Genomic DNA, 19,277 nt, shown 5'->3' with positions numbered 1-19,277 from the left:
GGCTGACTATGAATAATGAAAATGCAAAGACAATTACGAAACTATCAGAAAATTATATAAACTTGGAGCAAAGTATCATCGCGCAGCTAGATATTGAGAAAGACAATCGCGAGAATATTTGGTTACCTGTTTTTAGGCGAATTGTACCAACAAAATATAATCTTGAAACCAATGTGTATATTATTGATTCGCATAAAATAATTTCGCCAAAAGTGAGCATCGCCATTTATGACGAGCAATATACGCCTTATATATTCAACTATGGCTCACTTAAATTTATACCGATTGAGGCTGTTTTTGCAGTAGTGCTCTGCGAAAAAGAATCTACTAATCCTCATGATTGGCTAGAATGTATTCAAATATTAAAAACCGATATGAATGCGTATGTGCGTATTCAAACAAAGGTACTTGATACTTTTAAAGAGTCGCAAACACAAACGGCTACTCGTCCTATAACGATATTATGTACGACAAACGATACAAGGCAATATGAGAAATTTGATATTGTTTTAGGGGTAAAAAAGACTGATAGGTTAGAAAAGGTAATTGCTAAAGAAGATGAGCAGCTTACTTATTGGTATAAAGAATTGAATCATTTTAAAAATGAAGAGTATGTACTAGATAAGACAATTGTTACAGAGCGAAAATTAAAAGACCTAAATGTATATAAAAATGGCAAAGATGGCGATTTAAATGTCCTTTTGTCTTTAACATTCCAGCTAAATCAGCTACTTATGCTAATTAATAATCCAATGTTTTTCCCGCATCAATCTTATGTTGAAGCCTTTCGAGAAGTATTAAAGGGGGGAGGTGGCAGCAGATGACGCAAGAGAAAAATGTTGAACGAATGAGGGAGTTGGCTCAGCATTATCAAAAGATTACGCAATCCATTGCGAGTCAATTGGCACTTGAAACACCAAATCATCATGTAACATCTGGCACAAGCCGAGAAAATGTGTGGCTGAATGTTTTTCGCCAGCTAATTCCGAAAAAATATGCGATTGCACAAGGAGTTTTTATAATCGACTCATTCGGTCAAATTTCAGCAGAAGTTGATATTGCTATTTATGATGAACAGTACACGCCATACATCTTTAATTATGGGAATATTTTGTTTATACCGATAGAAGCGGTGGCGATTGTTGTACAAAGTAAAAGTGATAAATTGGATAAAACGAAATTAATTGAATGGGTTAAAACGATTCAGCAATTGAAAACAGAGATGAATGCCTATGCTAGAACTACTATAAGTTTACTTGATACAAAGATAAATCCTTTAAATGCGCAAACGGCTACTCGTCCTATTATTATTTTATGTACAACACATGACCTACGGGAAACGAAACAATATTTAAATAAGTATTTTGATATGACATTATATCTTGATGGAAAAAAGAAACTTAAAAAAAGAATGAAACCATCAATTACTACATTAGATGGCTGGTATAAAGAACTGAATCATTACGGGCATGAACGCTATGGGGCGGATTATTTGAAGCTAGAAAAATTAGCGCAAAAGGACATTCCGACTAGGGAGTATGTTGATAATCCATTCTACTGCAATGTGCTATTTTCATTGAAGTTTGAATTAAATCAGTTGCTTATGTTAATAAACAACCCGATGTTTTTCCCGCATGCCTCCTATGCCAAAATGTTCAACAACAACATTAAATTTCAACGAAAGGTTGAAGAAATAGAGATGAAAATGGAAAATGAATATTTATTAGCTGTTTATGATATTACAGGTATTCAAGAATATATTTTTGCTTCCAATCGTTTGAAGGAAAATATGGGAGCTTCATTTATTGTTGGTAACATGGTGAAAAAGCATTTTGTCAATACATTAAAAGAATGTGCTGGCAAAGACGGCGTATTGACAGATTGGAAAAAAAATAAGAATAAAGCATTAGAATTTTCTTTATTTAAGAAAGGCTGTAAGGCGGAAGCCGAAATTGTTTACACTGGTGGGGGAAATGCGCTCGTTGTTTATCGTGATTGGGCGCTTTACAACAAAGTAAATCAGAAATTTGCTTTAAAGGTGTTAGAAGAAAGTGCTTCTTTAACGATGGTAACAGAGGCTATCCCTTTTTCACTAGAAAACACGACTTCATATGCAGATCTATATGAAAAATTAATGGCGAAGCTGAATAAAACAAAGTCAAAAATTGTACACACAAAATTAAATCAAACATTACCCGTTTTTGCGCAGGAGCCATTTAAAGGCGAGCCCATTACGAAGAAAATAAAACAATATGAGTTCCTGTCTACTGAGCAGTGGTTGAAAAGAGAAGCTAGTAAAGTGGAATTCTTCGCTGATATTTCGGACAAATTTGCAACAAAAACATCAGATTTAAAGCGTCAAGCTGGGGAAGATAGCTATACAGCAATTGTTCATATTGATGGGAATAGTATGGGGGAATGGCTGAAGAAAAGCTTGGAGAAAAAGACAGTGCAGGATGGAATGCAACAGCACCGCACAAGCTCGCTGAAAATCACAAATTATTTCCGCACCATTTTTGAGGATACGGTTACGGTAAAAGAAATGCAGGTAGAAGATACCATCCCGTTACGTCCATTGATTTTAGATGGCGATGATATTACATTTATTTGCCGAGCAGATTGGGGCATTGAGTTTACGAAAAACTTTTTTGAGAAATTAAAAAAGAACGGTGAGGACACAGGAATTTATGCTTGTGCAGGTATTGCATTCGTGCATAGCCACTTCCCATTCCAGCTAGCCTATGAGATTGCGGAGCAGTGCTGTCAACGAGCGAAAAAACGATACTATGATTCTAATAGCAAAAAGGGCTCCTACCTTGATTTCTACATTGTGCGAGGTAGCTATGTTCAGACGATGGACGAGCAGCTTGCGGCACGTAAAGAGTTAGTAGGTGAAGCATATGACTTTGATGAGTTAGAGAGGCTATTAGAGTTAATTACGAACTTAACAGAAAAATGGCCACGTTCCCGTTTAATGAAGCTTTATGAGGCATTTTTAGTGAGTAATGAGGCGGTAAAGCTCGCCCTATTGGAGGCTGCATCTCGCGGGTTTTTACTACCAGAAGAGTATAAGGAATTAAATGAAGATTCGAAAAAAATAATTTTCAACGCTTTACAACTTATAGAATTCGTTCGAAAGGAAGGGGTAACGAATGAAACAGTACAAGCTTTTGATTACATTGGATAGTGATTTAAGCCCTGGCAGTGGTGACAGTATTTCAGGCTTGATTGACCATGAAATCACACATGAGCATGGCATCCCTATTATTCCAGCGAAGCGCCTAAAAGGGGCGCTTCGCCATATGGCAAAGGAATTTTTCGATTGGGGATATACAACAAATGAAGCCATTGAGCGTTTATTTGGCAAAATTGGTGAAGAAAAAAGTAGCGGCTTTAAAATATATGATGCAGTACTATATCAAATCCCAAAAGGTTATTTTGAAAGTAATGAAAAAATAACAATTGAAAATTACAATTGCCTTTTACAAGGATTGCAGCAGAAAAATCCAAATGATTTACTAGCACTTTGGACGATGGTCTATACGAAAACAGCGATTCATAACGATAGCGGGCAGGCAAAGACAGGTTCACTCCGCTCCTTGCGCGTTATTAATCGCGGGCTCGTGTTTAAAAGCACTATTACACTTGAAAATGAAGGAGATGCAAAGCTTTTAGAGGATTGTGTGAAGGCACTGCGCCATTTAGGATATGGTCGCACAAGGGGATTAGGAGAAGTGACGTGTCAGCTCCTTTCTGTGAAGCAGAAGAATGCTCCAATTAATTCAGCTAAAGTAGCAGCAGAACAGCCCTTCCGTATTACATTGAAGCAGCCTGTGCTACTTGCAGGAAATGAAGGGCTCTATGGTAGCTGTACGGATTTTATCCCGGGCAGCGCTTTATTAGGCGTTTTTGCAAGTCTTTATATTCACAAACATCAACTACAGGATAATGCACATAAAGATGAAACATTCGCTCGTTTATTTTTGAGAGGCGCTGTATCGTTTGGCTATGCGTATCCTGAGATTGAAAATAAAGTATTTACACCGTGCCCGTTACATATACAGCGTGAGAAACATGGAAGTTTTGCATATGGTGATGGCTTTGAGCAAATACCTCTTGTTCGTAAAATCAATCAAATGGCATTTATTGATGATGATACATTGCTTTTGCATGAGCCTAAAAAGGAAATGCGTATGCACCATGCAAGGCCAGCAAACCGCCGTATCGGTAGGGCATTAAATGATGCGGAAGAAGCAAACAATAATCAAATAATAGGTGACAACAAAGGACAGTTTTATTATTATACCGCTTTAAGTCGCGGACAAAGTTTTGTTGGTACGCTTCGTGGAGAGCAAGAGGATATTAAATTACTAATGGAGCTGCTTGCAGAGCGTGACAACACTATTCAGCTAGGGCGCTCAAGAACTGCTGAATACGGAGAAGCGACGATGACAGCACTGCCTCAATCATTTGTTTTAACAAAAAAGTATAAAGCAGCGAAAAATGAGAAAAAAGTAGCTATTTACTTTGAAACTCCACTCGCTTTTCAGGATGAAACAGGACGCTATGTGTTAGAGCCGCAATTATTAATCGAAGAAATGGAAAGAAAACTCGGTGTGAGTTTCACAATCGAAAAGTCATTTTTTAAGCAAACAACTTTAAAGGGCTACAATGCTAAATGGCGTTTACCAAAGCAGGAAAAAGTGGCATTTGATGCAGGAACAGTATTAATTGTTTCTACCCAAGAAAATATAGATTGGACTACGGTTGAGAAAACATTATGGGGAAGTGACTTAGCACAAGGCTGTGGTAAGGTGCAAGTACTGACTTATGAAGGCTTAGCTAAGCAATTCCCTGTAAAAAATGAGCAATGGCAGCTTCAGAAAATTGCAATGGAGCATGATGAGGCGCTATCTCAGATTGAAGTAGCACTTTGCACACGTCACCAGAAAGAACTTGATAAAAAAGCTGCAATAGATGCAGCAAAAAAATTCATGAAAAAACCAGAGATTAAAGCAATTGGACAAACAAAGCTTCATCAGCTAACAGAGTTTTTCATTTCAGAAAAGCCAAAGTATAAAAAAGAAAGATTTATAAAAAAAGGAGAAGCTCTAGCCAATGTATTTAAGGAGCTTGAAAAAGAGGTCGTTAATAAATCCTCTGATTTTAAAAAGATATTTTTCCATACTTTAAAACTGGAGGTACGAGCAAATGGCAACGAATAAAGTAGTACAACGAACTTATATTCAAATAACAGGAACATTAGGCTCGCCTCTTTTAGCTGGGTCTGGTTTAGATGAGCAAACAAAAATGGACGTGACACGTAATCATCTTGGTAAACCTTTTATGACGGGTAGTGCGCTTGCAGGGGCATTACGCCAGCAGATGCTTCGTTTTTATTCAGATAATAAGGAGCAAATTGAATCATTATTTGGTGTAGATATTTTTCAAAGTCGTTTATATGTGTCGGATATAGAACTGGATACAGAAGATATAGGTATACGTGATGGTGTGAAACTAGAGGATGAAAATAAAGTCGCTGCAAAAACGGGGAAATTTGATATGGAAATTGTGGAGCGTGATACACCTTATATGATTCGATTAGAGTATATTACACGTGAAGCATCTGAGAATAGTTATGTGGCTGACGAGCAAATCATCAAGCAAATAATTGCGGCACTAGCCAATGGACACATAACAATAGGTGGTAAAAGCAATCGTGGCTTTGGAAAGCTAAATGTTAGCTCGGTAAAAAGAAAGCAATTTCATTATAGTGAGAAGGAAGCAATAACAGAATGGTTAAATTGGTCATGGGAAGCTATTGGTGGGGAACCAGAGTGGACAGATTATCAATCAGTTAAAAAGTGTGCAATCTGTTACTTTGAACTACCATTACAAGTTGCACAAACATTGCTAATTCGAAATTATCGAACAGAGGCAGATGTAGACTATGGCTATTTAAAAAATAATAATAACCCCGTGATTCCAGGAGCAACATGGGCTGGAGCTTTTCGCCATCGTTTAATGCAAATTTTCAAAACTGAATTCCCTGATTTTGCAACAGATAGAATCATAGAGGAATTATTTGGCACAAAGCATAGTAAAAATAGACAAGGCAAAGCTTCAAGGCTTATATTCGAGGAATCTGTTGTGAAAAATGCCAGTGATGTGAAAATTACACGTAATGCGATTGACCGCTTTTCAGGCGCTACGATTCAAGGTGCTTTATTTACAGGAGAACAAGTTGTCAAAGGTGAAACGAGCCTTGTAATTCGCTGGCACAAAGTAGATGATGAGATGAAATTATGTGATAAAGCTATTTTAGGTATGTTGCAATGGGTGAGCAATGATTTAGCAAGCGGATTATTAGCCGTTGGTGGTGAAACAGCAGTTGGCCGAGGTGTATTTGAAGCAGAGCAACAAACAAATAAAAAGGCCTGTCAAGCTGCTGTAGATGCGATTATAAAAAGGGGGACTGTAAAATGAAGCATAGAACAATAAAATCTCAAATGGATACAGGACGTATTCCACAGGAGGAGCTTTTATCTTTCATTTGTGCCCAAAAAAACGGCGATATTTATATAATGGCAGACGATGCGGTATATTTTGGGCAGTTGGATAATGGAAAAATTAAACTATATAATGATGCACAATTTGAAGAAAGCTATGTACAAGAGGTACGTGTTTTTGATGAAAGCAAAGAGTTAAAGCTTATTCGGAGAAACAGCGAATTTCTATGGCGCACACGCAAGGATAGTCAAGGTAATGGGATGATATACTTTGATGATACACATAAGCTTTGGGGAAGGGTTGCTAAGTCTGATGGGAAGTGGAGTGTTCTACAGGAAGGACGCGGTATGAAGATAGCGATACCAAGAGAGTTTAAAGAAAAGGAGCATGTAGTATTAGTTTTCCGAAAATATCTTGCTTTTCAGGATTGGGATTTAACCATAGAGCAACCTTTTTGCTATAGCATAGTGGACGAGCGACTTGTTAAATACGAAAAGATGGAAGAGGTGAGTGTAAATGAACAGTGAACGTTTTATTAATCCTTATAATTTTGTACCCCTTGTAGGGAAATGTCAGAAAGAAAAGAGGAATAAAGGGAATTTAACAGGGAAAATTACCTGTACATTAGAAACGAAAACACCTTTGTTTATTCCGACAGCTAATGAGGAAAGTAGTGATTTTTTTCATTATGATGATGAAAAAATACCTGTAATTCCTGGTTCAGAGTTGCGTGGTACAATCCGAAGTGTATTTGAAGCTGCATTTAATGGGTGTTTGTCACAGGTGAACACAGAATATTTCCACAGAAGATCAAAAGATATAAAGTATCCCGGTATTATAAGAAAGACAGAGGCTGGTTGGGAATTGCAGAAGTGTAAAAAGGGGAAAATAGATAATAAGCCAGGAATTCAAGAGGGGATGCCTGCATTTTATAATGTTCTTCAAAAGAAAAAAACATCATTTACTATTGAAAGTAAGGAAAGACAACGGTATAGAAACAAAGGGTTTATCCATATAGGAGAACAGGGGCCAGATGGCATTGCTAAATTCATATTTGCTCCTATTGGAAAAGCTATAAAGGTAGAATGCTTAGAAATTGAACGTTTAGAACAAATATTGTTGCTATATAATAATAATGATGAACATAGCGGCTATCATGAATATATGAAGCTTTTTAAAAAGATTAAAGATCAACAGTCGCCCTTAGATAAGGATTTAGTTTTACCAGTATATTACTATGAAAATAACGGAGTAGTTGGGTATTTAGCGCCAGCCGCAATTTCACAAGAAGTATTTATGAAAACGTTACAAACTATTTTAGGCGTACAAGGTAGCTATAGCCCTTGTGAGTGTTCGACAAAAATATGTCCAGTATGTAATCTATTTGGTTTTGTAAGTAAGGCGGATGCGCGAGCTTCTCGTGTACGCTTTGGTGATGCTATGATTACAACAAATCCCCCATTTTACGAAAGCACAATAAGATTGCCTGCCTTAGGCGCACCGAAACCTGGCGCAGTTGAATTTTATACAGAAGTACCCGCAAATATTCGAGAAAATTATTGGACATATGATTATTATAAAATTGGGAAAAAACGAATATCTCTAAAACCTGGCGAAATAAAAATAAGAGGTCGAAAGTTTTATTGGCATCATGAAGTAGACGATGATTTATTGAAGCCTATAAATCCAAAAGAGGAAATTCCAGAGATGGAGTGTAATGTAAAGCCATTAAAGAAAAATCATAAATTTGTTTTCACTGTTTTCTTTGAACAATTAACAGAAGATGAGTTAAGGCAGCTTTGTTGGGTATTGGATTTTGGTGGCTCGGAATCTCATGCACATAAAATAGGGAAAGCTAAGCCATTAGGTTTTGGTAGTGCTCAAATTAAGATTGATAAAATAATGACACGTACTATTGATAAAAAATCAGGACAATGGACATTGAATGAATATAAACATCATCTTTATACAGTTGAAACAAATGATGAAATGAAAATTTTGCTTGATATTATGCAGTATCCAGCAAAAGTTCAAGGGAAGGTCCAATACCCTAAGGTATCAAGTAAGGGGCAAGGAGTCAATGACGCAGCTTCACATAAATGGTTTACTAAAAATATGGAGGGTAATCGTTTTAAGCAGGTGTTACCAACGATAAAAGAAGAACTAGAGCCAACAAGTGTTAGTAAATGGCTACAAGTGAAACCTACCAACAAATAATGGTCAATATAATTTATCCTGTATTCCGCACCTCAATCTGTAGACAAATGATTGGGTGCGTTTTTTATATTTATGGTAAAGTATAGTATAAAAATTTTCTCTATTTATGAAGAGAGTGGATTGAAAGCCTAGCTATGATTCATAATAAGCTAAATAAAATAACAATAAAGGAGAAACGATGGAAAAGACAATTGGTTGGAATTTTGATAATGATTATGTTCGTTTGCCCAGTATTTTTTATTCTAAGGTTCCGTTACAGCCTGTACGTTCACCAAAGCTGATACTGCTGAATGAGGCACTTGCAGCATCGCTAGGATTAGATAGTCAAGCATTGCACACGGAGGAAGCGGTTGCTCAATTGGCAGGCAATCAAATGCCTGAAGGGGCTGAGCCGATTGCACAGGCCTATGCAGGGCATCAATTTGGTCATTTTACAATGCTTGGGGATGGGCGAGCTCTGTTATATGGCGAACATATGACACCTCAGCATCAACGGTATGATATTGCATTAAAAGGTTCAGGGCGCACAGCATATTCTCGTGGTGGCGATGGACGAGCCTCGTTAGGACCAATGCTGCGAGAATATATTATTAGTGAGGCGATGTTTGCATTAGGGATTCCCACTGCGCGAAGCTTGGCAGTTGTCACAACAGGTGAAACCGTTATTCGCGAAACCGAATTACAGGGAGCCATTGTTACACGCATTGCAAGCAGTCATTTACGAGTGGGCACCTTCGAATATGCGGCACAATGGGGAACAGATAAAGAGCTGCAACTACTGGCAGATTATGCACTGGAACGTCATTTCTCTCATAACGATAATAGCCAAAATCGTTATCTTTATTTACTACAAGCAGTCATTAACCGACAAGCCTCATTAATTGCAAAATGGCAATCAGTTGGCTTTATTCATGGTGTTATGAATACAGATAATATGACCATTAGTGGGGAAACGATTGATTATGGACCTTGTGCGTTTATGGATACCTATGATCCAGCAACCGTGTTTAGCTCGATTGATCGACAAGGTCGTTATGCTTATGGTAATCAACCAAACATTGGTGGCTGGAATTTAACTCGCTTAGCCGAAGCTTTATTGCCGTTAATCCATGACAATCAAGAGGAGGCGATTCAGCTTGCACAGGATGCATTACAGCAATACCCACAGCTCTATTATCAAAATTGGCTAACGGGAATGCGGGCAAAGCTTGGCTTTTTTGATAAAGATCAGGAGGATGCTCAGCTTGTCGAAGACCTTCTTCAGCTTATGGCACAATATAAAGCCGATTATACCAATACATTTATCGCATTAACGGTGGAGCAGGCTGACGAATCCGAGTTATGGAATGCACCTGCATTTAAAGAATGGCATCAAAAATGGCTTGCCCGTTTAGCAAAACAGCAGCAAACAAAGGAAATGTCCCAACAATTAATGCAACAACATAATCCCGCTGTTATTCCACGTAATCATCGAGTAGAAGAGGCATTAGAGGCTGCTGTTGAGCGTGGGGACTATAGTTTAATTGATAAACTACTGAATGTTCTTGCACAGCCCTTTGCCTATACAAAGGAGCAACGAGACTATGCTTCGCTGCCAGAGCCATCGCATCAACCATATCGCACTTTTTGTGGCACATAAAAACGAGGGGAATAAATCCTCTCGTTTTTTAGTGTCCCTCTAGCAGCCAAAAGCATATTCTATGTTATGAATATAGCTAAAGGGGAATGGAGAAGATGCATAAATATTCAAAAGGATGGTTTGTAAAAGAGCTACGTGCACATGGAATTTTAGTACATCCTCAATTAAAAAGTCATCTAGGCTTATTTAAGGAGTCCGAATTACGCAATTTATATTATCGCTATGTGGAAGTGCAGGCAAAATAGTTTGAATAACTCCTTTCTTGGAAAAACTAGACGATAGAAAGGAGTTATACTATGTGGATTGGGACGCAAACATGGCAAGATGTATTATTTTTACATTGGCCAATAGTACCTGAAATATTGGCGGAACATATTCCGCAAGAGTTAAAGCTAGACATTTATAAAGATAATGCTTGGCTTAGTGCTGTTCTTTTTAAAGTCAAAGGGCAGCGGCTGCGATTTCTTCCACCGTTTCCTGGAATTAGCTCCTATTTACAATTAAATGTTCGAACATATGTGGAGTATAACGGCAGGAAAGGGATTTATTTTTTTCATTTAGATATTACAAATCAGCTTCTTGTAAAACTAGCTACAATGGGTAGTTTACCATATCGTTATACAGAAATATTTTTACAACAGGGTTTATATACAAGCCGCTATAAAACATTTGATGAAAGATTAAGGGTTATTTATAAGCCAGCAGATAATACTAATTTAGTGTTCGATCAATGGCTAGTGGAACGTTATCATTCATGGGCAAAATGGGGCAATGCTTTATTTCGTATTGATATTCAACATGCCCCATGGCAGCTACAGCAAGCCTATGCTACGATCCAAAGCAACACGCTAGCACCTTTTCTTAAAAATACATTTCAGCATACACAACCCATCGCTCATTATGCAAAACAGCAAGTAGCAAAGGTTTTTCTACCAGTTATTGAACATACTTAATCCTCATAGATCATTTTCTTTGTCATACCCCCATCAACTGTCAAATTGATGCCTGTGACAAAATTATTGTTAGGGTTTGTTAAATAGAAACAAGCCTGGGCAATATCTTCAGGAACACCGACTCGTCCTGATAAATGCTGGGTATGATCGATTGGACGAAGCGCCTTATAATCTCCTGTTTCAATCCATCCTGGTGAAATACAATTTACAGTGATGCGATCAGGACCCAATGACCGTGCTAAAGCATGAGTCAATGCGACAATCCCGCCTTTTGTGGCTGCATAGGCTTCTGTATAAGGCTCAGACATTTCAGCTCGCGTAGAGGCAAGCGAAACAATTGCACCACCTCTTATATTATTTCTCATTACTTTCGCTGCTTCCCTTGCACAGAAAAAGGCACTTGTTAAATTTGTTTGTAAGAGATAATTCCATTCCCCAAATGTCACATCATAAGGAGATTTATGCTGAAATTTGCCAGCATTATTAATGAGTATATTAATTGTTCCAAATTGCTCAACAGTGTGTTGCATTAAATAAACAATATCCTGTTCCTTTGTGACATCCGTTTTCACAAATAAAGCAGAGAGACCTTGCGCTAGCATTTCCTCTTCTAGTTGCTGTCCTAAATCATCATTGATATCAGCAATAACAACGTTCGCGCTATTTTGCGCATAAGCCAGCACAATGCCTTTACCAATCCCTTGAGCCCCACCTGTGACAATCACAACCGAATCCTTAAACATCCATATACCTCCAAGTGTTGTAGTGCCAATATTTTAACAAATATTTGCTTGTTCCTACTATCTAAAAGAACAAAGAAATGGCATAATAACGTTGTGGCAACCTATTATTAATCATCAGGAGGCAAACCCTGCCTTCAGAGTAAAATTAATGTTGACATTCTGCTCCAAAGTACATATAATAAATATTGTCCTTCATATGGGACATCTAAAATAAAGCATCCAAAAGTATTATAATAATATTATGTCTCAGTAGCTCAGCTGGATAGAGCAACGGCCTTCTAAGCCGTCGGTCGGGGGTTCGAATCCCTCCTGGGACGCTATGCTTAGCCTTACAGCCACAATGGTTGTAAGGCTTTTTTCATTTATGCATAATTCATTAATTGGTGTCCAAATTAAAATTTTGATAAATAATGTGATTGGATCTATCTTCAATTCAGTGAAACTAGTAGATGTGTGTAGGGATATTTATAAATGAAATTTATATATAATATTTTGTTACAGTTATTTAGTTTTGTTTTTATTACATTTTTTAGAATTTTGTTTATACTATATGACACTGAAAATGATTATTTTGTATTGAGTGAAATTTCCTAATTATGATATCATGTAGATTAATACATATTTGGAGGAAACATTATGGGTAAGAATAAGATAAAGTTATTATTTCTGGGTTTATGTTATGTTTTGATTTTATCAGCATGTAATCAGAAAGAAGAAAATGTTGAAAATTCAGGTGAGAATGAACAAGAAAAAGTAGAAACTTTAATTCAGGAGGAAAAAGAAAAAGTAGATACATCAAATCAAGATGATGTAGTTGAAAGTGACGAGGAAATTTCCAATAATAATGAAGATATTGCTGAAGACAGTCACTTAAATACATCTTTGACATTGATTTTAGAAGATGTTATTCCTAGAGACCCAAGTATTGATAATAATGTATATGGATATGAACTAAATTTTATTTTAAAATATATTAACCATACAGATAAAGATATTAAAGGATTTTTAGCAGAAACATATTTTTATGATATATTTGATGAATTGGTATATACATTAGATTTCAAATATGAGTGGAATGTTATTCCTGCAAATGGTTCTACAAATTTCAATACTGCTGTTGATTTAAATCAATTCAAAGATGCAGATATGCGGTTTTATAATTTGCCATTTGAGAATATGACATTTAAATACAAAATTAAATCCATAATCTTTACGGATGGAACAAGTATATAAAAAGTAAAGCCTTACAACAAGTTTTGTAAGGCTCAGATTGTAGACAAGAGGCTGGGACATAACTAGCTTCAATTAGTAAGAAATCTGAATTGGAATGAATACTAATTCGGAGTTCTTTATGTTTACGTTTTTTCTGGATACCTTTTTATAAGAAATATTGAAAACTATAATAGCCTATTGTGAGATACCAAGAAAGGAAAAAGTATGACAACGATTTATGAACAGCTGAAAGAGGTGTTAGCGGGACGTGAGGGCGATATAGTAAAAACAACGGATATAAAGGCATTGCTGGAGAAAAAATATGGTGTGAATAAGGCGAGTGTGCTGTTGTCGGATTATTGTTACAACCGCTACAATGAAGGGATTTTGTTTACAAGGCATTTATTTCAATATAACGACCGCAATGTATATAAATATTTGGGAGAGAATGCATTGTATACTGGGCTTATTTTTCAAAAGAAGAAAGGTCAAGCAAATGAGTGTATAGTAGGCGAGTGGATTAATAGTGTGAAATATATGAAATGTGATGGGCTTAGTAAAGCACAAATCACCCAACTGTATACTCACTATAATGAGATTTGGCGTTATGAATTGCATCATTTAATGGGACGGATTGGGGAACTTTTATGTGTGCTTCAAACAGATGGGCAGTTAGCATTAAATGCAAATGAGCGTGGTTATGATGTTGTCAGCGCAAATGGCCGTAAAATTAGTGTGAAAGCTACAGCTCAAACAAATGGCTTTATCGCAATTAATCTAATACATTTCATTTATGTGATGATTTATTTATTGTTCAATATAAAAACGATATGTTCCAAGTGATGTTTTTTGGAGAGAAAGAAAAAATTATTGATAGCTGTCGCATTTATGAAAATATATATATGAGCTTGATATATCTAAAATTACAAAGTTATCATTAACATAAGTAATGATGTAAGCAGAGTAGCACACTTATATTATTGAAACTATATATTTGTTGATAATGGGGCTAAGCAGATGCTTAGCTCTTTTTTGTCTGTTATAGCAAGAAATCTTAGCTATTTGATGGGAGCAAAATAAACTTTCTTCCACTTTTTTCGTCTGATTTAGTTAGAAGGCTTACTTGTAAGAAGATAGAGAGGGAAATAGTGTGAAAACGTTTTATCATTGTTTAATCATGTGGGTACCTTTTGGATTATTATTTTCCATTGCAGTATTTGAATTAGAAATAGTAGAAGGAAATAAAATTAGGACACATGAATATATGGGACTTCATGAGTTGAGAGCGATTTATTTGTTTTTTATGGGTTCTTTAGTCTTTATTGCATATCCCATTTCATTTTTTGCCATTAACATTTATCGTTAGTAAATTTATCAAATCTTTATGGTTTAAAGTAGTTACCTTTACTTTTTTCAGCGGAGCACTGGGCGTGATTGTTTTTAAACTAATATATGATTCTCGTTTAATTGAAGAATTTAATTTAAATATGGCAACCTCGATGATTATTTTTAGTATTGTAGATTTATTGTATGCTTTGGTAGAAGATGCTGTTAAGCAAAATATAAAATTTGTTTAAATGAATAGTTTTTTTATTTAAAGGTGGCTTCGATATATTTTTTACTAATTATTCCAAAAATATTGAACGACTTAAATTATTAATAACAATTGAGCATATAGCAAATTCTAGACAAACTATGGTTAATATTGAAAAAGGAAATTTTAATATTTCAAGAAAAAAACTCCAATTGTACAATCGAATTAAAGCTGGTCAATTGATTTCGCATAAAAAAGGGATTCAAATGGATAATAAAAATTTAACCCAAATAACATGAATTTGTAAATATTGATGCTATGGCTATTCTGTCAATATATTAGAAATAAACAAGAGAATTATTCTTGAATACACTTCAAATAGAATCATCAGTATTTTTCCTGAATAGAGATTGATGTTTAGAATGTTGTACTTCAGGTAGTAGAAAGGGTAATGATAATATTAAATATTCAAGATGTTATTCTGCATCGATATTCAATTCTTTTGGTAGATAAAATTTTGGCGTTAGATGGAGCAAAAGAGCAGTAGGTATAATAATAAACCATTTTTTCATAGGCATTTTCCTAACGATCCCGTTATGCTAGGTGTATTAATTATTAAGGCATTGACACAGGTGGAATGCTGACGAAATATTGATAGGTAATATTTATTACTAAAAAGCATTAGCAGAATAAACCATAGCATAGGTTCATTTTGCTAATGCTAAAATTAAGTTGTTAGCTCCCAATTCTCGGCTGCTTGTCGGATATTGATAAAGTGACGATAGACCCCGTTTTCTTTTAACAATGAGTCATGTGTTCCTTTTTGGGCAATTTTTCCGTCTTCCAGAACGATAATTTGATCGGCTTTTTGGATCGTTGCTAAACGATGAGCGATGATAATGGTTGTTTTCCCTTGCGTTAATTTTTCAAGTGCAGTTTGAATAAGTGTTTCGTTTTCAGGATCAAGACTTGCTGTTGCCTCATCCAGTATAATAATGGGGGCATTTTTCAAAATGGCACGGGCAATAGAGATTCGCTGTTTCTCGCCACCAGATAGTGAAGAGCCGCCATCACTGAGAACCGTGTTATAGCCATATTCAAGTGACATAATAAAGTCGTGACATTGTGCCTTTTTCGCAGCTTCAATCACTTCGTCTTTCGAAGCATTTGGGTTACCAAAAAGAATATTATTATAAATCGTATCATTGAATAAATAGACCTTTTGGAATACCATGCTAATGGATGATAAAAGACTGTTTAACTGTATCGTATTAATGTTAATACCATCAATCAAAATAGCCCCTTTATGGACATCATAAAAACGGGCAGTCAAATTGCAAAGAGTGGTTTTTCCTGAGCCTGATGGTCCAACAATGGCTGTTGTTGTCCCCTCTGGAATGGTGAATGATACATCTTGAATAATAGGTCTATTATCATATGAGAAGGAGACCTGATCAAACTGAATAGTATGATGCTGAAGCTGAATATCTTTACCTTCTTCGTCAATGAAGGTTGTATTTTCAATGGATTCCAGCTTATCTAGGGTACGATTGATCGTCTCTAAGACATGTGTAGCATCACTAATAGGCTCAACACTGTCAAACATCACAAATGAAAATAGGATAATCAAGAACATATCAGCAAGCACCATTTCTTCATTGGTCACGAAGTAAGCAGCAACAAATACTAGCAGTACAGAAGCAAGTTTTAAAGCCATTCGATGTCCGACATTGAAAGCACCAAAACCTTTTTGAATATTGATATTGACTTGCTTGCTATTCTGGAAGGCTTCTTGAATATTGCGAGCTGCAATGCCTTCTTGATTAAAATTTTTAATCACGGCCATCCCACGTAAATATTCTAATGTCGCACTGACAAGCTGGTGCTGGCTTTTTTGATGGTAACTAGCATTTTTTCTACTATGATGTTGAAGAAGTTTAAGAAAGATCGTAGAGGCAACAATACCACCAATAGCTACGAAAGCCAGCATTGGCTGATAAAAGAACAGGAAGAGAATCATCGTAAATGTCATAATGTAGCCATTGACAACTACATCAACCATTTTGATGCCCATCATTTCAAAAAATGATAAGTCGGTTGTCACAGCACTATTAATGTCACCAATCCGATGCTTATGAAAAAATCCAAGAGAGACCCTTTTTAAGGTATGCCCCATTTTGATTCGATGGTCAGCTGTTATTTCATAGCCAATGCTTTCCTGGACGATTGCCTTTAAATAGGAAAAGATAAATCGACCAACAATAGATAGCACTAAAAATAATAGTAATAACCAAATTATGTTTACTTCTAATGTTTTTATACCATAATAGTCGTCCAGCATTAGCTGTAAGCCATGAGCGGTGATAACGATTGGTAGAGCAATACAGACAGATTGAAAAAAAGAGAAAACAAAACCTAGATATAAACGCCTTTTGTATGGACCAATCCATTGTGTAATTCTTTGTAAGATTTTAACCATTTGACGATACCTCCTGCGAATTATCCGATTCAGCTAGGCGTTCATTTTTCTTTGAACTAATATGTGCCTGCCATAATTTTTGATAAAGATTATTCGTGGCGAGCAGTTCAGCATGGCTACCAATATGATGAATGCGCCCATCTTTTAACACAACAATTTGATCGGCATGCTTAATGGTCGATAGTCTGTGTGCAATAACAATCAATGTTTTAGCTTTCGCTAGTTCATTAAAAGCCTTCTGAATTTCTGCTTCATTTTCAGGATCTGTAAAAGCTGTCGCTTCATCAAGGATAATAATCGGTGCATCCTTTAAGATGGCACGAGCAATCGCAATGCGTTGCTTTTCACCACCCGATAATTTATTGCCAGCTTCACCAGAATCAGTATGATAGCCATTTTCTAATCGAGAAATAAAGGTATCGCATCTTGCTAGACGTGCTGCTCTATATACATCTTCATCACTGGCATGTGGATTACCCATTCGAATATTTTCTAAAAGACTTGTTTTAAATAAAAAATTATCCTGAGCAACATAGCTAATTTGTTTAGACAGGGTATTAGGGTGAATATCTTTAATATTTATACCACCAATGGTAATACTTCCATCTGTCACATCCCAAAAGCGTGCCAGTAGTTTGGCAATGGTCGATTTACCACTTCCTGAAGGTCCAACAAGTGCTGTGTAACTTCTTTCAGGAATCATCAATGAAAGATTGTCAATGACTTTATGCTGGTTATCATAACTAAATGAAATATTATTCATCTCAATCGTATAATTTGTTGGTGTTACAGCCTCTTGAACGGCAATTGGTAGTGACTCGAGCTGTAAATATGCTTTTGTATCCTCAATGGCAAATTCAATAGCCTTGAAGTCATTGACAAAAACAGTAAACTTCATAAGTGGATAAATAAGCCCCATAGATAAAATAAGACAAATCATTAATTGTGCGGGGTTAATGGCATTATTATAATAAAGCCATAAACCAATTGGTAATGTCCCAACAAGCGTAGAGGGTAAAATTGCGTTCCCTAATGTCATCCATGGCCATGTACTACGAAACCATTTCATTGTATAATTTTTAAAATCTGTAATAGCCATAGAAAACTTTTTATAAGATTCATTTGTTTGATTAAATGTTTTAATGACCTCTATACCTTCTACATACTCTACAATAACACTGTTCATATGATTACTAGCATCCATATACTGCTGATATTGCGCGTTAAAATTTTTCATCATAAAGGCATAGACGATAAAAGCAATTGGTACTGTTACAAGTGAGGCAAGTGCTAGTCGATAATCAATCGTTAGCATATAGATGAAGACACCAATTGGTAATAATAGATTGGAAATACCTTCAGGAATAATATGGGCTAGTGGCAATTCCAATGTTTCAACGCGATCAATGACAACGTTTTTGATTTTTCCAACTGGTTGATTAAGAATATGACCGAGTGGTGCTCGTATTAATCTTTCAGCTAGCTGTAAACGTATTTCCTCCAGAATATTATAAGCAGCCCGATGTGAGAAATAGCTTGATATCGCATGAAATACTGTTTGAGCAAAATAACCGATTGTTGCTATCGTAATCCAAAAAATGATACTCTGCATTGTTTGTACATCATCAATTAAAGAAGTGAGTATTTGATAGACGGCTACATATGGAACTAATCCACCAAGTACACTAATAATCGCTAATAGCACAGATAATGTAAGAGGTATTTTGGAACTCCCTGCAAATTGAATAATTGACTTTATCCAGTGTTCTTTTCTTTCAATATGTTCCAAGTTTTCACATCCTTTATTTATTAAATATCATTATGTTCTTGATCGTGCCCTGAGCTAATTCAAACGTTCCATCACAACAAAGTGAAATCAGCTCAGGGTCATGGGTAATTATAAAGACTTGTTTATGCTGGTTCCGCAACATATTGACACAATACGCAACCTGTTTCATATGATGATAATCAAGTCCGCTCGTTGGCTCAT

At 36.0% G+C, this 19,277-nt stretch carries 16 protein-coding genes and 1 tRNA gene; 14 read left to right on the top strand and 3 right to left on the bottom strand.

Annotated elements, in window-relative coordinates; genetic code table 11:
* Positions 1 to 8: 8 nt before the first annotated feature.
* The 9 genes from MHB44_RS15985 to MHB44_RS15945 all read left to right on the top strand — a co-directional run bounded on the left by MHB44_RS15985 (position 9) and on the right by MHB44_RS15945 (position 11,319).
* Positions 9 to 824, top strand: a complete 816-nt coding sequence (locus MHB44_RS15985; protein WP_341299988.1) for a DUF6602 domain-containing protein — start codon at positions 9 to 11, stop codon at positions 822 to 824.
* Positions 821 to 3,187, top strand: coding sequence for a DUF6602 domain-containing protein (locus tag MHB44_RS15980; RefSeq protein WP_341299987.1), 2,367 nt, complete (start codon positions 821 to 823; stop codon positions 3,185 to 3,187). The genes MHB44_RS15985 and MHB44_RS15980 overlap by 4 nt, the downstream gene beginning before the upstream one ends.
* Positions 3,153 to 5,225: an RAMP superfamily CRISPR-associated protein gene (locus tag MHB44_RS15975; RefSeq protein ID WP_341299986.1), complete on the top strand. Its 2,073-nt coding sequence runs from the start codon at positions 3,153 to 3,155 to the stop codon at positions 5,223 to 5,225. Before MHB44_RS15980 ends, MHB44_RS15975 begins: the two co-directional genes overlap by 35 nt.
* Positions 5,212 to 6,486: an RAMP superfamily CRISPR-associated protein gene (locus MHB44_RS15970; RefSeq protein ID WP_341299985.1), complete on the top strand. Its 1,275-nt coding sequence runs from the start codon at positions 5,212 to 5,214 to the stop codon at positions 6,484 to 6,486. Before MHB44_RS15975 ends, MHB44_RS15970 begins: the two co-directional genes overlap by 14 nt.
* Positions 6,483 to 7,037: a CRISPR-associated protein Csx19 gene (gene csx19 / locus MHB44_RS15965; RefSeq protein WP_341299984.1), complete on the top strand. Its 555-nt coding sequence runs from the start codon at positions 6,483 to 6,485 to the stop codon at positions 7,035 to 7,037. The genes MHB44_RS15970 and csx19 overlap by 4 nt, the downstream gene beginning before the upstream one ends.
* Positions 7,027 to 8,727, top strand: a complete 1,701-nt coding sequence (locus MHB44_RS15960; protein ID WP_341299983.1) for a TIGR03986 family CRISPR-associated RAMP protein — start codon at positions 7,027 to 7,029, stop codon at positions 8,725 to 8,727. The genes csx19 and MHB44_RS15960 overlap by 11 nt, the downstream gene beginning before the upstream one ends.
* A gap of 178 nt (positions 8,728 to 8,905) precedes the next feature.
* The gene (locus tag MHB44_RS15955) at positions 8,906 to 10,366 is read left to right on the top strand and encodes a YdiU family protein (RefSeq protein WP_341299982.1); all 1,461 of its coding nucleotides are present in this window, start codon (positions 8,906 to 8,908) and stop codon (positions 10,364 to 10,366) included.
* Positions 10,367 to 10,461: 95 nt separating this feature from the next.
* Positions 10,462 to 10,611, top strand: a complete 150-nt coding sequence (locus MHB44_RS15950) for a DUF2639 domain-containing protein (protein WP_083448608.1) — start codon at positions 10,462 to 10,464, stop codon at positions 10,609 to 10,611.
* 51 nt (positions 10,612 to 10,662) lie between these two features.
* The gene (locus tag MHB44_RS15945; protein ID WP_341299981.1) at positions 10,663 to 11,319 is read left to right on the top strand and encodes a DUF2071 domain-containing protein; all 657 of its coding nucleotides are present in this window, start codon (positions 10,663 to 10,665) and stop codon (positions 11,317 to 11,319) included.
* On the opposite strand, the gene MHB44_RS15940 is transcribed toward MHB44_RS15945, so the two are convergent.
* Positions 11,316 to 12,062, bottom strand: coding sequence for an SDR family oxidoreductase (locus MHB44_RS15940; protein WP_341299980.1), 747 nt, complete (start codon positions 12,060 to 12,062; stop codon positions 11,316 to 11,318). The two genes, MHB44_RS15945 and MHB44_RS15940, sit on opposite strands and share 4 nt — an antisense overlap.
* 243 nt (positions 12,063 to 12,305) lie before the next feature.
* Here MHB44_RS15940 and MHB44_RS15935 point away from each other — a divergent pair.
* The 5 genes from MHB44_RS15935 (at position 12,306) to MHB44_RS15915 (ending at position 14,851) form a co-directional block, all read left to right on the top strand.
* Positions 12,306 to 12,379, top strand: a tRNA-Arg gene (locus MHB44_RS15935).
* A 319-nt stretch (positions 12,380 to 12,698) separates the two neighbouring features.
* Positions 12,699 to 13,295 carry a hypothetical protein gene (locus MHB44_RS15930; protein WP_341299979.1) on the top strand — a complete coding sequence of 199 codons (597 nt, stop codon included), beginning with the start codon at positions 12,699 to 12,701 and terminating at the stop codon, positions 13,293 to 13,295.
* Positions 13,296 to 13,499: 204 nt separating this feature from the next.
* Positions 13,500 to 14,117 (top strand): hypothetical protein, encoded by a 618-nt coding sequence (locus MHB44_RS15925; RefSeq protein ID WP_341299978.1) that lies wholly within the window; start codon positions 13,500 to 13,502, stop codon positions 14,115 to 14,117.
* 307 nt (positions 14,118 to 14,424) lie between these two features.
* The gene (locus MHB44_RS15920) at positions 14,425 to 14,640 is read left to right on the top strand and encodes a hypothetical protein (RefSeq protein WP_341299977.1); all 216 of its coding nucleotides are present in this window, start codon (positions 14,425 to 14,427) and stop codon (positions 14,638 to 14,640) included.
* Positions 14,641 to 14,704: 64 nt separating this feature from the next.
* Positions 14,705 to 14,851 carry a hypothetical protein gene (locus MHB44_RS15915; protein ID WP_341299976.1) on the top strand — a complete coding sequence of 49 codons (147 nt, stop codon included), beginning with the start codon at positions 14,705 to 14,707 and terminating at the stop codon, positions 14,849 to 14,851.
* 684 nt (positions 14,852 to 15,535) lie between these two features.
* On the opposite strand, the gene MHB44_RS15910 is transcribed toward MHB44_RS15915, so the two are convergent.
* On the bottom strand, positions 15,536 to 17,287 hold the full coding sequence (locus tag MHB44_RS15910; protein ID WP_341299975.1) for an ABC transporter ATP-binding protein: 1,752 nt from the start codon (positions 17,285 to 17,287) through the stop codon (positions 15,536 to 15,538).
* On the bottom strand, positions 17,280 to 19,067 hold the full coding sequence (locus MHB44_RS15905) for an ABC transporter ATP-binding protein (protein WP_341302986.1): 1,788 nt from the start codon (positions 19,065 to 19,067) through the stop codon (positions 17,280 to 17,282). Before MHB44_RS15905 ends, MHB44_RS15910 begins: the two co-directional genes overlap by 8 nt.
* Between the last annotated feature and the right edge of the window lie 210 nt (positions 19,068 to 19,277).

The organism is Lysinibacillus sp. FSL H8-0500 (assembly GCF_038051955.1).
GTDB classification, from domain to species: domain Bacteria; phylum Bacillota; class Bacilli; order Bacillales_A; family Planococcaceae; genus Lysinibacillus; species Lysinibacillus macroides.
Note: the sequence above shows the minus strand (reverse complement) of the source record. Positions and strands in the feature narration are given on the sequence as shown.

What these genes read in the sequence shown, in the direction of transcription:
- MHB44_RS15985 (WP_341299988.1), top strand. Translation starts at nt 9, where the DNA reads ATGAATAATGAAAATGCAAAGACAATTACGAAACTATCAGAAAATTAT.
- MHB44_RS15980 (WP_341299987.1), top strand. Translation starts at nt 821, where the DNA reads ATGACGCAAGAGAAAAATGTTGAACGAATGAGGGAGTTGGCTCAGCAT.
- MHB44_RS15975 (WP_341299986.1), top strand. Translation starts at nt 3,153, where the DNA reads ATGAAACAGTACAAGCTTTTGATTACATTGGATAGTGATTTAAGCCCT.
- MHB44_RS15970 (WP_341299985.1), top strand. Translation starts at nt 5,212, where the DNA reads ATGGCAACGAATAAAGTAGTACAACGAACTTATATTCAAATAACAGGA.
- csx19 (WP_341299984.1), top strand. Translation starts at nt 6,483, where the DNA reads ATGAAGCATAGAACAATAAAATCTCAAATGGATACAGGACGTATTCCA.
- MHB44_RS15960 (WP_341299983.1), top strand. Translation starts at nt 7,027, where the DNA reads ATGAACAGTGAACGTTTTATTAATCCTTATAATTTTGTACCCCTTGTA.
- MHB44_RS15955 (WP_341299982.1), top strand. Translation starts at nt 8,906, where the DNA reads ATGGAAAAGACAATTGGTTGGAATTTTGATAATGATTATGTTCGTTTG.
- MHB44_RS15950 (WP_083448608.1), top strand. Translation starts at nt 10,462, where the DNA reads ATGCATAAATATTCAAAAGGATGGTTTGTAAAAGAGCTACGTGCACAT.
- MHB44_RS15945 (WP_341299981.1), top strand. Translation starts at nt 10,663, where the DNA reads ATGTGGATTGGGACGCAAACATGGCAAGATGTATTATTTTTACATTGG.
- MHB44_RS15940 (WP_341299980.1), bottom strand. Translation starts at nt 12,062, where the DNA reads ATGTTTAAGGATTCGGTTGTGATTGTCACAGGTGGGGCTCAAGGGATT.
- MHB44_RS15930 (WP_341299979.1), top strand. Translation starts at nt 12,699, where the DNA reads ATGGGTAAGAATAAGATAAAGTTATTATTTCTGGGTTTATGTTATGTT.
- MHB44_RS15925 (WP_341299978.1), top strand. Translation starts at nt 13,500, where the DNA reads ATGACAACGATTTATGAACAGCTGAAAGAGGTGTTAGCGGGACGTGAG.
- MHB44_RS15910 (WP_341299975.1), bottom strand. Translation starts at nt 17,287, where the DNA reads ATGGTTAAAATCTTACAAAGAATTACACAATGGATTGGTCCATACAAA.